The following is a 14,601-nucleotide window of genomic DNA, read 5'->3' on the forward strand; positions in this document are numbered from 1 at the left end:
ACGTGCGGCGGGGGTTCTTTCGTCCTGCGGAGTGCGCCTGGGTGTGGGCTCCATAAGGAGCTTGGCCCTAGTGACCCCGCGCAGTTCTGTAGGAAAACCGCGCGCCAGGAAGAGGTGCGTGCGCGGTTTTCCGGTTGCCGCTCGCCTGGGGTGGGACGGGGCGTACATTTTTGGGAGTTTTCAGCAGCCGGGTGCGCATGCATACGGGATTTTGGGCGAAAGTCAGGCGCCGTGAGCCGCATCCTGTAGAAAATGAGTGATCCCTGAGGTGCTGAGGGCTCAGAATCAGGGTTTTCAACGCGGTTTTGTGGGCCCATTCCTGTTCCTTTGGGCTCCAGGATGCTGAAAACTCCAAAATTTGCACGCCGCCCTCTGGGGTACCTGTGGGCAAAAAGCAACCGTCCCGCCGAAGTATGCATTCGACGGGACGGTTTATGCATATACCCGATTAAGGATACGCTGCGGATCTGTTAGAACTTGACGGTCGGTGCCTGGCGGGCAGCTTCGGCGGCCTCGAAGCCCTGGCGCTCCTTAAACTGGAAGATGCCGGCAAAGATAACGGCCGGGAACGTCTGGATGGCGTTGTTGTAGCTGAGCACGCAGTCGTTGTAGCTCTGGCGCGCGTAGCTCACCTTGTTCTCGGTGTCCTCGAGCGTAGCCTGGAGCTGCATAAAGTTGGTGTTCGCCTTAAGGTCGGGGTAGGCCTCGGCCACGGCAAAGAGCTGGCGCAGTGCACCGGTCAGCACGTTGTCGGCTTCCATTTTGGCCTCGGGGGTGGTGGCGCTTACGGCGGTGTTGCGCGCGTTGATCACGGCGGCGAGCGTGTCCTGCTCGTGCTTGGCGTAGCCCTTGACGGTCTCGACCAGGTTGGGGATCAGGTCGTTGCGGCGCTGCAGCTGCGTGTCGATGTTCTGCCAGGCGTTATCGATGCGATTGCGCTTGGTAACCATGTTGTTGTAGATGCCAGCGATGGCGCAGACGATCACAACGACAACAACGATACCGATGATGACGGGGGGAAGCATGATGTCTCCGTTTCGAATGGCAGCGGCGTTTTGCGCCGGCCGTTGTTGGTATAACGTGTCTAGTATACCCGCAACCTTTGGCGGTGCCGAACTTTCCGGTAAGCGTTTTGTTTCAACCAGGGAGGGGGCGCCAATATCGAACGGTTGGTACAGGTGTAAGATATGCGACAAATTACGGAATGCTGTCTACGCCTTGAGGATGGCGATACGGATGGACCTTCGCATCAAGAAAACCTATCGTGCCCTGTTCGACGCCTTTACCGAGCTTTTGGAAGAGCATCGGTTTGAGGATTTGACGGTTGCCATGCTTTGCGACCGGGCCCTGATTCGCCGCACGACGTTCTATAAGCATTTTCGCGATAAAAACGATTATTTTGCCTTCTATATCGATGAGCTTATGACGGGCTTGCCGCAAAACCAGACCGACGCAGCGGACGCGGAGCCGCTTGTGGATGTACGGGCGCTTCGCCATGAGGTCTTTGACGATGCCATGAATATGGTACTGGCGCATGAGCAGCTCATGGATAACCTTTTGGCGAGCAGCATGTCGGGCATGCTGACCGGCATGATTTGCGACCGCATCGCGCATTCCATCCGTGAGCGCGTGATGAGTTCGCTTGCCGAAGACGCCCTGGCGCCCGTTTCGCTCGAGACGACATCGGAATTTATCGCCGGTGGCATTATTCGAGTGTTCACAAATTGGTGGGAATCGGGCCACGATCTTGAGCGTCGACCCGAGATGGCCGACGTGGTCGATGCGCTGTTTGAGCGCACCATGACGCCGGTGAATCACTAAGGTGGCGGAGAGAGGGGGATTCGAACCCCCGGAACGCTCTCGCGCTCAACGGTTTTCAAGACCGCCGCATTCAACCGCTCTGCCATCTCTCCGTGAGTCGTAATGATAGCATCGTTTTGAATTTGCAACAGGGAAGGCGAACGATGACGATCACCGAAATCGACGAGAAGTTCATGCGCGAGGCGCTGGCGGAGGCGCGCGCCGCTGCGACAGTGGGCGAGGTGCCGATTGGTGCTGTGGTGGTGCGTGCGGGCGAGATTGTCGCGAGGGCGCATAATCGCCGTGAGCTCGACCAGGACCCTTCGGCACATGCCGAGTTTTTGGCCCTGTGCGCCGCCGCTCAGACGCTTGGGCGTTGGCGCCTTTCCGATTGTACGGTCTACGTGACGCTCGAACCCTGCTGCATGTGTGCGGGGCTTATGGTTAACGCGCGCGTGGGGCGTTGCGTGTATGGTGCGGCCGATGCCAAGGCGGGCGCGGTGGGTTCGCTGTATGACCTCAATGCCGATTCGCGCCTGAACCATCGGTTTAATGTGACCGCCGGCGTGCTGGCAGACGAGTGCCGTGAGGTGTTGAGCGGCTATTTTAGTGGGCTGCGTGACACCGATGGTGCTGTCTGCGGTTGTGGGGCCGATCTTGAGGCGCATGTCGCTCATGCCAAGGCACTCACGTGTGCCGAAGATATTGCCGTTGAGGCGGTCGATTTTGGTGCCGCGTGCCGCCGGCCCCGCCGTGTGCTGCTGGCGATCGACTCCTTTAAGGGCAGCGTTTCGAGTGCACGGGCGGAGGCGGCCGTTGCCGAAGGCGTGTGCCAGGTGTGGCCCGATGCCGAGCTGAGCGCTTTGCCGCTGGCAGATGGTGGCGAGGGAACGCTCGATGCCGTCGCCGCGCGCGGCGGCGAGCTTTTGACCTGCGAGGTTGCAGGGCCCTTGGGCGACCGCGTGTCTGCACGGATGCTGGTGGACGGTGAGCACGAGTCGGCTGTAGTTGAGATGGCCGAGGCGGCGGGTATTGGGTATTCGCCCTGCACGGAATCGGCGGCGCTTGCGGCTTCGACCTATGGCGTGGGCGAGCTCATGCTTCGCGCGGTCCGTGCTGGGGCAAAGACTATCTATATTGGTTTGGGCGGCAGTGCCACCAACGACGGTGGCGCCGGCATGCTGCAGGCGCTGGGCGCGAATCTTGTCGATGAGTGTGGCTGCAATATCGCCCCCGGTCTTGCGGGTCTCGAACACGTGGTGAGTATCGATTTGGCGCCAGCGCTTCGGGTGCTGAATGGCGTGCGTATCGTGGTGCTTTCCGATGTTGAGAATCCGCTCGTGGGGCGCCGAGGCGCTCTGACGGTGTTTGGCGGGCAGAAAGGCCTGCCGACGGGGGATGCCGAGGCCCTGGGCAAATACGACGGATGGATGGTCGGTTACGGTCGTCTGCTCGATGCGGCGATTTTCGAGATGCGAGCCCAGAAGCTTCTGCGCGCGCCCGAGGGTGCACGGTCATTTGGCTCGGTGCTTGGTGTGCCCGGTGCCGGTGCCGCCGGCGGCTTGGGTGCCGCGCTGCTGGCGCTCGGTGCGGAGTTGCGCTCGGGCGTGGAGACGATGCTCGATTTGATTGGGTTTGACGAGTGCGTTCGCGATGCCGACCTGGTCATAACGGGCGAGGGCAATATGGACGAGCAATCCGCCGCCGGTAAGGCGCCGGTGGGCGTGGCCCGTCGTGCGAAGCGATATAGCAAGCCGGTGGTCGCCGTCGTGGGCGGTCGTGCCGACAACCTGGATGCGGTGTATGGACAGGGTATCGACTTGGTTCTGCCGGTTTGCCGCAGGCCCATGCCCCTTGACCAAGCGCTCGACCCCCAGGAAGCCACAACCAACCTCATCTGTGCCGGCGAGGCAGCCGCTCGAGCCTACGACCTCGGCCGTATTTGAGTTTATCCAGGCAACTCAAAAGTAGTCTTTTTGGCCCCGTCCCAAATTAGCTACCTTGCCCCATCGGGCGGGAGCGGGTAAGATATACCGAGCGCCAAGCGCGTTCGATGGGTTCGGATGACGACATGTTCCGAATCTGGTCAGGTCCGGAAGGAAGCAGCCATAAGGAGCCTCTGTCGGGCATCCGAATCCATCGAGCGCACGGGCGCTTTTTGGTGCCGCGATGCGGTCCCGGTGCCGGCGGGCTGTTTGGTGTCTCGCTGGTCCTCGGCTTTGCCTGCGGGATCGCTCGACTACCAAACAGCCCGCCGGCACCGGGACCACTTCGTCCAAAAATCACCCGTAGAGGGCGCATTTATCTGAAGAATTGAATCCCGTGTCTTGCGGCGCTCGCTGGCGTTGCCAAAACATCGGCTGCTACATGCCTTGGGCGCTAGTGACCGTCGCCCTTACATCTGTAACGAGTTGCTTACGCATCTCCAGGGCGCGCCGTACTATCATGAATCAGATTGAAGAGAGATGATGATAGGGAGCGCCTTCTATGATTGAGCTGCTCAGGCGTTTTGGTGGTAAGTTTCGCCGGTATATGGTGATTGGCCCTGCGTGTAAGTTGATCGAAGTGATTTTTGACCTACTTACACCGCTCGTGATTGCCCAGATGATCGATAAGGGTATTGGCGCACGCGATGTCAACGCCGTCGTCCACTACGGTATGGTGCTCGCCGCCATGGCTGTGATCGGCATCTCGTTTACGCTCGTCTGCCAAAAGATGGCGGCGCTCACCTCGCAGGGCATGGGCACCGACATCCGCGGCGCACTCTACCAGCACATCAATAAGCTGAGCTATGCTGAGCTCGATCGCTTTGGCACGCCGTCGCTCATCACGCGCATCACCAACGATGTCAACCAGGTGCAGCTTGCCGTGGCGCTGGGCGTGCGCATGCTCATTCGCTGGCCCTTTTTGGCGGTGGGCTCTATGTGCGCGGCCCTTGCCATCGACCTTAAGCTCGGCATCATCTTTTTGATTTGCACGCCCGCCATCGGCTTGGTGTTTTGGTTTGTCATGGCTCGCTGCATTCCGTACTACAAGCAGCTGCAGGCAAAGCTCGACCGCATCGCACTCATTTGCCGCGAGGGACTTTCGGGCGCCCGCGTGGTCCGCGCCTTTGTACGCGAGGATCACGAGCGCGAGCGCTTTGCCCTAGCCGCCGATGAGCAGGCGCATGTTGCCATCGCGGTGGGCAAGCTCTCGTCGATCCTTAACCCCGTCACGTTTTTGATGATGAACCTGGGCGTGTGCGCCATCCTGTGGGTGGGCGGCATCCAGGTCAACGTGGGCGAGCTTACGCAGGGCCAGGTTATGGCGTTCGTCAACTACATGACGCAGACGCTCACCTCCATCGTGTACGTCGCCAACCTGGTCGTGGTCTTTACCAAGGCGAGCGCGAGCGCTTCGCGTATCAACGAGGTGCTCAATTGTGAGCCGAGTATCACCGACGAGGGCAACCAGCCGGTCGCGCTGCCCAAGCCGAGCGAACTGGCGGGTGGCGCTGTTCCGGTTCCCGCACTGAGCTTTGACCATGCGAGCTTTTCGTTTGGCGCGGGCGCTGCCAACGCCGTCAACGATGTGACCCTGGAGCTGCCGGCGGGCAAAACGCTCGGCATTATCGGCGGCACGGGCAGCGGCAAGTCCACACTCGTCTCGCTTATCCCACGCCTGTACGATGCGAGCACCGGCAGCGTGAGCGTGATGGGTGCCGACGTGCGCACCTGGCCGCTCGACCAGCTGCGCCGTGTGGTCGCGACCGTTCCGCAGCGCGCGTCGCTGGTGAGCGGCACTATCCGCAGCAACCTGACCTGGCGCGACGAGGCGGCAACCGACGAGGAGCTGTGGGCGGCGCTCGATATGGCGCAGGCCAGCGAGTTTGTGCGCAACAAGCCGCAGGGCTTAGATGCCCCGGTCGAGGCGGGCGGCAAGAACTTTAGCGGTGGCCAGCGCCAGCGCCTGACCATCGCACGTGCCCTGGTGGGCTCTCCGCAGGTTCTGATTATGGATGACTCCGCCTCGGCGCTCGACTTTAAGACCGACGCAGCGCTTCGCCGTGCCATTCGTGAACGAAGCGTGTGCGGTGCCGCCGAGGGCGGGCTGCCGCTGACGACCATCATCGTGAGCCAGCGCGTCTCGACCGTGCGCGACGCCGACGTGATTTGCGTACTCGACCACGGCTCGGTCGCGGGCTTGGGCACGCACGATGAGCTGTATGCAAGCTGCCAGCTCTACCGCGAGATTTGCCAGTCGCAGCTTCGCCGCGAGGAGCTCGAGGGTCAGCAGGGGAGTACGGCGCCCACGCCCGCTCCAAGCCCCGCGCCCGTCCCAGGCGCCCCGACCGCCCCCGCATTCGTCTGCGCAAAGGAGGGCTGCTAAATGAATCCCTACACTTCCTCCGGTTCGGTCGCCACGATGACGGCCAACGTGTCCGGCAACGATAACCTCAGTGACTTGGGTGACGGCCCGCGTCAGCCCGGCGATCCCGAGCGCTATCCCGTGGGCGCGGTAACTCGCCGCCTGCTGGGCTATGTTCGTCCGCACCGCATTTCGTTTGTAGCGTCGTTTGTGAGTGCCGCCGCTTCGGTGATCTTGCAGCTCTACACGCCCATCCTCGTCGGCGAGGGCATCGACCTGATCGTCGCCGCCGGGCAGGTGGACTTCGACGCGCTGCTGCCGCTTGTCACCAAGCTCGCGATTGTCGTCGTAGGTGCTGCGGCTTTCCAGTGGCTGCAGGGCTACTGCGTCAACCGCCTGTCCTACGAGACGGTGCGCGACATGCGCGTGGAGGCGAGCGACAAGCTCAGCCGCATGCCGCTCAGCTTTATCGACAGCCATGCCCACGGCGACCTCATGAGCCGCGTGGTTAACGACGTCGATCAGGTGGGCGATGGCCTGCTGCAGGGCTTTACCCAGCTTTTCACCGGCGTTATCACCATCGTGGGCACGCTCGCGTTTATGCTTTCCATCAACCTGACCATGACGCTCGTGGTGGTGCTCGTCACGCCGCTTTCCATTTTTGCAGCCGGTGCTATTGCCAAGCTCTCCAACAAAAGCTTTACGGCACAGCAGCGCATCCAAGGCCAGCTCGGTGGTCATATCGAGGAATACGTGGGCGAGCAGAAGCTTGTCGACGCCTTTGCCTATGGCTCCAACGCGCAAGCGAGCTTCGATGCCCTCAATGCCGAGCTCTACACCGCGGGCGAGCGCGCGCAGTTTATGGGTTCGCTCTCCAACCCCGGCACGCGCTTTGTCAATAACATCATCTATGCCGTGGTCGCTGTGATCGGCTGCGTGGGCGTGATCACGGGCGTGCCCGCGGCGCTTACGGTGGGCGGCGTGCAGATCTTTCTGTCCTATGCTAACCAGTACACCAAGCCGTTCAACGAGGTCACCAACGTTATTACGCAGATCCAGACGGCGTATGCCTCGGCGCGCCGCATGTTTGCGCTGCTCGATGCGCGCGAGCAGGAGCCCGACGCGTCGGACGCTGTAGAGCTTGCCGCACCGCAGGGCGAGGTCGCTTTTGAGCATGTGGACTTTAGCTACGTGTCCGACCGCAAGCTGCTGCAGGATATCTGCATCGAGGCCAAGCCCGGCATGCGCTTTGCCCTGGTCGGCCCTACGGGCTGTGGCAAGACAACGCTCATCAATTTGCTGCTGCGTTTTTATGATATCGATGCTGGCCGCATTGCGGTCGATGGCCGTTCCTCGCGTGACTACACGCGCGCAAGCCTGCGCCGTGCCTTTGGCATGGTGTTGCAGGATACGTGGCTGTTCGAGGGCACGGTGGCAGATAACATAGCCTACGGCTGTCCCGATGCCACGCGCGAGCAGGTTATCGAAGCTGCCAAGCGCGCGCATGCGCACAAGTTTATCGTGCAGCTGCCGCAGGGCTACGACACGGTGATTGGCGAGGACGGCGGCACGTTTAGCCAGGGTCAAAAACAGCTGCTGTGCATCGCGCGCGTCATGCTCACCGATCCGGCGATCTTGCTGCTGGACGAGGCGACCTCGAGCATCGATACCCGCACCGAGCTGCAGGTGCAGGCGGCATTCGACGAGCTCATGGCCGGTCGCACAAGCTTTGTGGTGGCGCACCGCCTGAGCACCATTCGCAACGCCGACTGCATTCTGGTGATGCGCGACGGCGAGATTATCGAGCGCGGCACACACGACGAGCTGCTGGCGGCAGACGGCTTCTATGCCGATCTTTACCGCAGCCAGTTTGCCCAGTAGGGGCACCGATTAGCGGCAGGTGGTTTACATCTGTCACGTTGGTACTAAGATATTCATCTAATAAATTGCATTAGTGGCTTTAGTTTTGGGGGAAACGAGGCAACGTGACTATGACGTGCTCTTTGGTGGTTAACAGCAAGAGCGGTAATACCAGGATGGTTTCGGGCGCGATCAAGCGCGCTCTGCAGGCTGCGGGTGTTGAGTTTGTCCATGCCGCGGCGTTGAGCGACGATGCGGATGCAGATCAGGTTGCGCTCGAGGCGCAGGGCGCCTGTGCGGCCGACACGGTGCTCGTCGGTTTTTGGTGTGACAAGGGCGCGTGCACGCCTTCGGTCGCGGCGTTGCTCTCCACCTTGCACGGCAAGCGCGTCTTTTTGTTTGGCACCTGCGGTTTTGGCGCCGACCAGAGCTATTATCAGCAGATTATCGATCGCGTGACCTCCAATTTGGCCAATGATGCCGAGCTTGTAGGTTGGGCGATGTGCCAGGGCAAGATGGGCCCTGCGGTCAAGCAGCGCTACGAGGCCATGCTCGAGCAAGATTCCGACAACGCCCGCGCTAAGTTGCTGCTCGACAACTGGGTTGCCGCGAAGGACCATCCGACCAAGGAAGATCTGGACAACATGGCGGCAGCCGCCAAGAAGGCCGTGCTGGGCGAGTAGGTCTATCGCTGCCGCGCGTGCGAAATAATACAGAAGCGAAAGCCTCGAAATCCTCGAGGCTTTTTTCTTGACACTCGCGGGAGCAACCGTGGCAAGCGTTTGGCGAGCGCAGTTTCTCTTCAGCCTACTCAACCCGCAACGGGTGAGGGGCGGCGGCAGGCGAAGGCACGGGAAAGGTCTGTCGCGAGTTCCGCACGCAAAGGGGGCCACTTAATGTGGCCCCCGTCTTGCGCAGGACTGTTTGAGCAGCAGACCTTTCCCGTACCTCCGCCTGCCGCCGATTCGGGCCCCCGACCCCGTTACTTGATCCCCGCTACTTGATCTTGGTCGTACCCGGCGCCAGGTTGGGGTCGGTCTCGTTGGCCTCGGTCTGGAGGTGCTCGGTGTACACGTTCTTGCCGTCGCGGAACATCTCGTAGTACTGCATCTTGGCGTAATCCTCGCGCGCCTTGGTGGCCGCTGCGGCGACGGCGTCGTCACCGGTGACGTTGGAGGAGAGCGCCCAGCGCAGGCTAGCGTCCTCATAGCCCACCGAGTTAATGGCGGGCAGCGACTTGCGCAGCGTCATGTGCGCTTTCTGGTAGTCGGTCAGTGGTGCGCCGATCAGCTGCATCAGCTGGGTGGACAGGTAGTTGGTGGACAGGTCGTCGACCTCGCTTGTCTGGTCGCAGCCGGCAACGTCGTAGTTGGCCCAGATGATGTAGTCGGTCTGCCACAGGCGCTCCTGATGCGTAGCGTCGTCCTCGCCGGTAAACCACTTATCGTTGAACTTGGACGGGAAGAACGGCTGGTGGTCGCCCCAGAACACCACGACCACCTTGCGGTCGAGATTGCGCAGGGCATTGAGGAAGTAGCGCAGTGCCTGGTCGGACTGCTCGATGCACGAGACGTACTCGTCGACATCGGAGAGTGTGCCGTCCTCGATGGTCTTGGCGTCCAGATCGGTCGTGTCGATGTTCAGGTGCATCTGCTTATCTGCCGGCAGCAGGCCCGTATCGTAGCCCGAGTGGTTCTGCATGGTCACGTCAAAGATGAACTGCGGGTCGGCGTTCTGGTTGAGCAGCTCAAGGATTTTGTCGTAGGTTGCCTGGTCGGTCACCATGCCGCGCAAGGTGTCGGCTCCCTGGAAGTCGTTGATAGACAGGAACTGGTCAAAGCCAAAGTCCTTGTAGACGTTCTCGCGGTTCCAGTTGGTTGCGTGGTTGGGGTGCATGGCCGTCGTGGAATATCCGAGCGACTTGAACTGCTCTGCCAGGTTTCCGGTCGTTTCCATGTTGTAGATGGTGTAGGGGTACACGCCCGAGCCCAGGTTGGCCATGGAGTTGCCGGTCATAAACTCAAACTCGGTATTGGCGGTGCCGCCGCCGTAGGCGCTCACGTAGAGCTTGCCGCGGCTGAGGCAGTCGGACAGGTTCTTAAAGTACTGCGGGCCCTCGTAGCCGGCGTGCATCTCCTGATAGATCGAAAGATCCGAGAAGGTCTCGTTCATAATGGCGATGACCGTGGGCTTCTCACTATCGAACTGCTCTTGGGCGGCGGTACGGGCGTCGCTTGTGGCGGCATCGGACTTGTCATAGGCCTTGGCATACTTTTTGAGCGTTGCCTTGGCGTCGTCGGCGGAGTAGTTGGCGGGTTTGGGCGGCTTGATGGACTGTGCCGCACTAATAAAGGCAGGAAGATAACCCTCGCGCCAGTAGCTCTCGAGCGGGCGCCAGGTGTAGACGGTGATGCCGAGGGTGTTGTAGTAGTCGATAAGCGTGACATGCGCGGTCACGCCGCCCAGGCACAGCACCGCCACGAGCAGGTTGGTGAGCAGCATGCGCTTGGCGTTGGCGGCACCCTTCTGACGGTGCGGTGCTACCAGGCCGGCGTACTCGCATAGCAGCATGGCGATGGCGGTAAAGCCCATGGACAGCACGCAGAACAGCGAGATCGAGTAGGTGTAGCCGTTGCCGGCGACCGCGGCGGCGGTGGAGATGGCCGAAAGGTCGCCCGGCTGGATGGGCATGGATTTAAACGTGATGACGAAGAACTCGGCAATGCCCAGGATAAAGAGGGCGAAGGCCAGGGCGGCGGGAGCTGCGCCGCGGCGCTGGAACAGGAAGAACAGGCCGACCATGAGCGTGGTGATGATGGCCCACTCGAGCAGTATGCACAGGGGGTAGACCCAGGTAAAGTCGTGGTTGGACGAGACCTCCATGCCCAGCAGCGCAAAGACGCCGGCGAGCAGCAGGCACAGCACGGCGGCGACGAGCGGTTTGCCCACAAAGGCTCCGCGCAGACGGGCGAGCTTGCCGGTGGGGGCGGGGGCGTCGGGCGCGGCGAACGCAAAGACGCGCGGGGCGATGCGGTCGCGTGCGATGCTGGCCCAGGCGCAGCCGGTGAGGATGGCGTTGGTCAGGATGAGCATCACAAAGGCGAGCGGCTCGTTTTGGGCGACGAGGCCCATGGCGCCCCAAATGGTCAAAAAGACCTGGAACAGACCGAAGGCGACGCTCCATCCAAGAGCGCCCTTGGCAACGGTGCCCGACTGCGCGCGAATGGCCTTGGCCTCGCGCAAGACAAGGAAGACGGTCGCCGCAAGACCGACGAGCGAGATGGCGGCTGCGAACATGCTGAGACTCCTCACAAACTTAAAACTACGAAAGCGGGGGTTTACCCGATTGTTACCAAGATATGCGCTGCGATTGGTGGCTGCGCACAACAACCAGCCATATTAGCGCGCATGTGTGGCGGTGTGGCGCAATGTAGTGGCGACCTGCGCGATAATGGACGGGAATTACACGGAAACGTAAAGGCTTCTTAAAGAAATGGCGAGGTTAAGGCGATGAACGAGCAGGTTTGTATGACGAGTGCGGGCGACGTGGGCGCTGGCATGGGCGCGGGCGGCTATCCGGTCGAGACCACGGGCAACGCGGTGCTGGACACGTTGGAGCACCGTTCGTCCACGCGCGCTTTTGCGCGCGATGACAACGACCGTCCCGTAGCGGTGACCGACGAGCAGCGGGCGGCGATTCTGCATGCGGCGAGCCGCGCGCCGTCGGCAGGCGCCATGATGATGTATTCCATCGTGAGTATCCGCGAGCAGACAACGCTCGATCGCCTGGCCGACCTGTGCGACCACCAGCCCATGATCGCCAAGGCGCCCTGGGCACTTATATTTGTGGTCGACTATGCCAAGTGGATCGATCTGTTTGAGCACGTGGGTTGCTTTGAGCCCGAGTTTGTCGAGCGCACGGGCAAGGCGCCCCGCCGCGCGCCGGGTTTAGGCGACTTTGCCATCGCGGCGCAGGATGCCGTGATCGCTGCCCAAAACGCCGTGGTCGCCGCCGAGTCCCTGGGGCTGGGGAGCTGCTATATCGGCGATGTCGTCGAGAACGCCGAGGAAGTTGCTGCGCTGCTGGACTTGCCGCCCTATACCATGCCGCTGTCGATGCTCATCATCGGCACGCCCCGCAAGGAGCGCCCGGCGATTGCGCATCCCGTGGTGAACCTGGTGCACGAGGAGCGCTATCGGCGCGCCGATGCCGCGACCATGGATGCGCAGGTGGCCGAGATGGACGCGATGTTCCGTCCGCATGCCCGCGAGGTGGGGGAGCGCGTCGTGGATATCTACACCCGCAAGCACACGAGCCCCTTTATGGCCGAGATGAGCCGATCCATGGAGTGGTGGTTCAAAAACTGGCTCGGAAAATGACGAATGTGACAAAGGGACAGTCCCTTTGTCACATTCCATATCGCTGCGGTGGCCTAAAGGCCGTATAAATGTTTATCTAGCTGGGAAAACAGTGCATTAAAACATGGGACGATTATCTATAATCCCCTCGAACGTTAAAGTTGGGAGGAAACCGGCTTATGGAACAAAAGGCCAAGGAGGCAGCCTCGCACGCTGCGATTCCTGTGAGCATCTCGGCGATGCTCGTCACGCTGGGCGTGGTGTATGGCGATATCGGCACCAGCCCCATGTATGTAACCAAGGCGCTCGTTGCCGGCAACGGCGGCATCGGAAGCGTCACGGAGGAGTTCGTGCTCGGCGCACTCTCTCTTGTCGTGTGGACGGTCACGCTGCTGACGACCGTCAAGTACGTGCTCATCTCGCTGCGCGCCGACAACCATGGCGAGGGTGGCATCTTTGCTCTGTACAGCTTGGTTAAGCGCTGCGGCAAATGGCTCATCATCCCCGCCATGCTGGGCGGCGCGGCACTGCTCGCCGATGGCATCCTCACGCCTGCCGTTACCGTGACTACGGCTATCGAAGGCCTGCGCACCATTCCGGCAGTCCATGCCGTGCTGGGCGACGATCAGGCCCGCGTCGTGGCCATCACGCTTGCCATCATCATTGCGCTCTTCTTGGTGCAGCGCATCGGCACGGCCAAGATCGGCCACGCCTTTGGCCCCATCATGACGCTGTGGTTCCTGTTCCTGGGCGGCACGGGTCTGTTCTTTGTCTTCCAGCACCCCGCCGTGCTGCTGTGCCTCAACCCGGTGCGCGGCATCGCCTTTTTGTTGAGCCCCAACAACCATGCGGGCATCATGATTCTGGGCAGCTGCTTCCTCGCCACCACCGGTGCCGAGGCGCTCTACTCCGACATGGGCCACGTGGGCCGTGGCAACATCTACGCAACCTGGCCGTTCGTTAAGTGCTGCTTGCTGCTGTCCTACATGGGCCAGGGCGCGTGGCTTATCAACAACGCCAGCAACCCGGAGCTCATGGGTATCGCCGACCTCAACCCCTTCTACCAGATGCTCACCCCGGGCCTGCGTCCCTTTGCCGTCGGCCTTTCCACCGTCGCGGCCATCATTGCCTCGCAGGCGCTCATCACCGGCGCTTTCTCGTTGGTGTCCGAGGCCAGCCGCCTGGACCTCATGCCGCACATGCAGGTCTTCTATCCTGCCGAGACCAAGGGCCAGCTCTATATTCCCATGGTCAACAACGTCATGCTTGTGGGCTGCGTCATCGTGGTGCTGCTGTTCCAGAGCTCGGCGCACATGGAGGCCGCCTACGGCTTGGCGATCACCCTGACCATGATGTGCACGACGGTGCTGCTCTTCTTCTACCTGCATGTTGATCGCGGCCTTAAGGTCGTCCCGTATATCTTCGTTGCGTTCTTCCTTTTGCTCGAGGGCTTCTTCTTTGTGAGTTCGCTCACCAAATTTTTCCACGGTGGCTATTTCACTATTCTTATGGCCATGCTCATCATGGGCGTTATGCTGTGCTGGTACAACGGCACGGCGGTCGAGCGGCGTCAGTTTACGCTGCTGCCGCTGCGCAGCTATCTGCCGCAGCTCAAGCGCCTGCGCGACGACGATCGCTATGAGCTTATGAGCGACAACATCGTGTACCTGACCAAGGACACCAATACCGACTACATCGACCGCGATATCGTCTACTCGATTCTGGACAAGCATCCCAAGCGCGCCCGCGCCTGGTGGTTCGTGAACGTCGAGACCATGGACGAACCGCATACCTTTGCCTATTCGGTCGAGACGTTTGGCACCGACTATGTTTTCCGCGTGCATCTGTACCTGGGCTACAAGGTTAACCAGCGCGTGAACGCCTACCTGCGCCAGGTTGTTCAGGATCTGGCCGCCACTGGCGAGCTGCCGCCGCAGATGCATGACTACTCGGTCTACAAGGATCCGGGCAACATCGGCACGTTTAAGTTCGTCATGATCCGCAAGCTCCTGGCGCCCGAGAGTGACGTGGAGCCGAGCGAGCGCACGGCCATCACGCTCAAGTACATCATCCGCCGCTTTGCCGGTACGCCGGCGCGCTGGTATGGCCTGGAGAACTCCAACGTGAGCTTTGAGTATGTGCCGCTGTTCACCAAGTTCAAGGCTGTGAACAAGATGCAGCGCCTGGCCCCCAACGAGCGCCCGTAGTCGCCGACAGGTTGCATGGAGTTGG

At 61.2% G+C, this 14,601-nt stretch carries 9 protein-coding genes, 1 tRNA gene and 1 other RNA gene; 8 read left to right on the forward strand and 3 right to left on the reverse strand.

Going from position 1 to position 14,601, the window contains the following annotated elements:
* Positions 1 to 470 precede the first annotated feature (470 nt).
* Positions 471 to 1,025: a LemA family protein gene (locus tag ACQRC0_RS02995; RefSeq protein ID WP_154517837.1), complete on the reverse strand. Its 555-nt coding sequence runs from the start codon at positions 1,023 to 1,025 to the stop codon at positions 471 to 473.
* A gap of 211 nt (positions 1,026 to 1,236) precedes the next feature.
* On the opposite strand from ACQRC0_RS02995, the gene ACQRC0_RS03000 reads away from it, so the two are divergent.
* Complete coding sequence (locus ACQRC0_RS03000; RefSeq protein WP_427727644.1) at positions 1,237 to 1,821, forward strand: TetR/AcrR family transcriptional regulator; 585 nt, start codon at positions 1,237 to 1,239, stop codon at positions 1,819 to 1,821.
* 2 nt (positions 1,822 to 1,823) lie between these two features.
* Here the strand turns inward: ACQRC0_RS03000 and ACQRC0_RS03005 are convergent.
* Positions 1,824 to 1,913 (reverse strand) — tRNA-Ser (locus ACQRC0_RS03005).
* A 51-nt stretch (positions 1,914 to 1,964) separates the two neighbouring features.
* Here ACQRC0_RS03005 and tadA point away from each other — a divergent pair.
* The 5 genes from tadA (at position 1,965) to bilS (ending at position 8,693) form a co-directional block, all read left to right on the forward strand.
* Positions 1,965 to 3,746: a tRNA adenosine(34) deaminase TadA gene (gene tadA / locus ACQRC0_RS03010; RefSeq protein ID WP_427727646.1), complete on the forward strand. Its 1,782-nt coding sequence runs from the start codon at positions 1,965 to 1,967 to the stop codon at positions 3,744 to 3,746.
* 104 nt (positions 3,747 to 3,850) lie between these two features.
* Positions 3,851 to 3,946, forward strand: an RNA gene (gene ffs / locus ACQRC0_RS03015) — signal recognition particle sRNA small type.
* Positions 3,947 to 4,287: 341 nt separating this feature from the next.
* Positions 4,288 to 6,171: an ABC transporter ATP-binding protein gene (locus ACQRC0_RS03020; RefSeq protein ID WP_427727649.1), complete on the forward strand. Its 1,884-nt coding sequence runs from the start codon at positions 4,288 to 4,290 to the stop codon at positions 6,169 to 6,171.
* Entirely contained in the window at positions 6,172 to 8,031 is a 1,860-nt protein-coding gene (locus ACQRC0_RS03025; RefSeq protein WP_427727652.1) for an ABC transporter ATP-binding protein, read from the forward strand.
* Between the two features lie 110 nt (positions 8,032 to 8,141).
* Positions 8,142 to 8,693 (forward strand): flavodoxin family protein BilS, encoded by a 552-nt coding sequence (gene bilS / locus ACQRC0_RS03030; RefSeq protein WP_427727654.1) that lies wholly within the window; start codon positions 8,142 to 8,144, stop codon positions 8,691 to 8,693.
* A 313-nt stretch (positions 8,694 to 9,006) separates the two neighbouring features.
* On the opposite strand, the gene ACQRC0_RS03035 is transcribed toward bilS, so the two are convergent.
* Positions 9,007 to 11,307, reverse strand: a complete 2,301-nt coding sequence (locus tag ACQRC0_RS03035) for an LTA synthase family protein (RefSeq protein WP_427727655.1) — start codon at positions 11,305 to 11,307, stop codon at positions 9,007 to 9,009.
* Positions 11,308 to 11,520: 213 nt separating this feature from the next.
* Between ACQRC0_RS03035 and ACQRC0_RS03040 the strand changes: the two genes are divergently transcribed.
* On the forward strand, positions 11,521 to 12,390 hold the full coding sequence (locus ACQRC0_RS03040) for a nitroreductase family protein (RefSeq protein WP_427727657.1): 870 nt from the start codon (positions 11,521 to 11,523) through the stop codon (positions 12,388 to 12,390).
* 158 nt (positions 12,391 to 12,548) lie between these two features.
* A complete protein-coding gene (locus ACQRC0_RS03045; protein WP_427727659.1) occupies positions 12,549 to 14,576 on the forward strand; it encodes a KUP/HAK/KT family potassium transporter in 2,028 nt (675 codons plus the stop codon).
* Positions 14,577 to 14,601 lie beyond the last annotated feature (25 nt).

The sequence above is a fragment of the Collinsella sp. SGI.033 genome, from assembly GCF_050315135.1.
In the GTDB taxonomy this organism is placed as follows: Bacteria; Actinomycetota; Coriobacteriia; order Coriobacteriales; family Coriobacteriaceae; genus Collinsella.

Coding starts and splice junctions, on each gene's coding strand:
- ACQRC0_RS02995 (WP_154517837.1), bottom strand. CDS start 1,025: ATGCTTCCCCCCGTCATCATCGGTATCGTTGTTGTCGTTGTGATCGTC.
- ACQRC0_RS03000 (WP_427727644.1), top strand. CDS start 1,237: ATGGACCTTCGCATCAAGAAAACCTATCGTGCCCTGTTCGACGCCTTT.
- tadA (WP_427727646.1), top strand. CDS start 1,965: ATGACGATCACCGAAATCGACGAGAAGTTCATGCGCGAGGCGCTGGCG.
- ACQRC0_RS03020 (WP_427727649.1), top strand. CDS start 4,288: ATGATTGAGCTGCTCAGGCGTTTTGGTGGTAAGTTTCGCCGGTATATG.
- ACQRC0_RS03025 (WP_427727652.1), top strand. CDS start 6,172: ATGAATCCCTACACTTCCTCCGGTTCGGTCGCCACGATGACGGCCAAC.
- bilS (WP_427727654.1), top strand. CDS start 8,142: ATGACGTGCTCTTTGGTGGTTAACAGCAAGAGCGGTAATACCAGGATG.
- ACQRC0_RS03035 (WP_427727655.1), bottom strand. CDS start 11,307: ATGTTCGCAGCCGCCATCTCGCTCGTCGGTCTTGCGGCGACCGTCTTC.
- ACQRC0_RS03040 (WP_427727657.1), top strand. CDS start 11,521: ATGAACGAGCAGGTTTGTATGACGAGTGCGGGCGACGTGGGCGCTGGC.
- ACQRC0_RS03045 (WP_427727659.1), top strand. CDS start 12,549: ATGGAACAAAAGGCCAAGGAGGCAGCCTCGCACGCTGCGATTCCTGTG.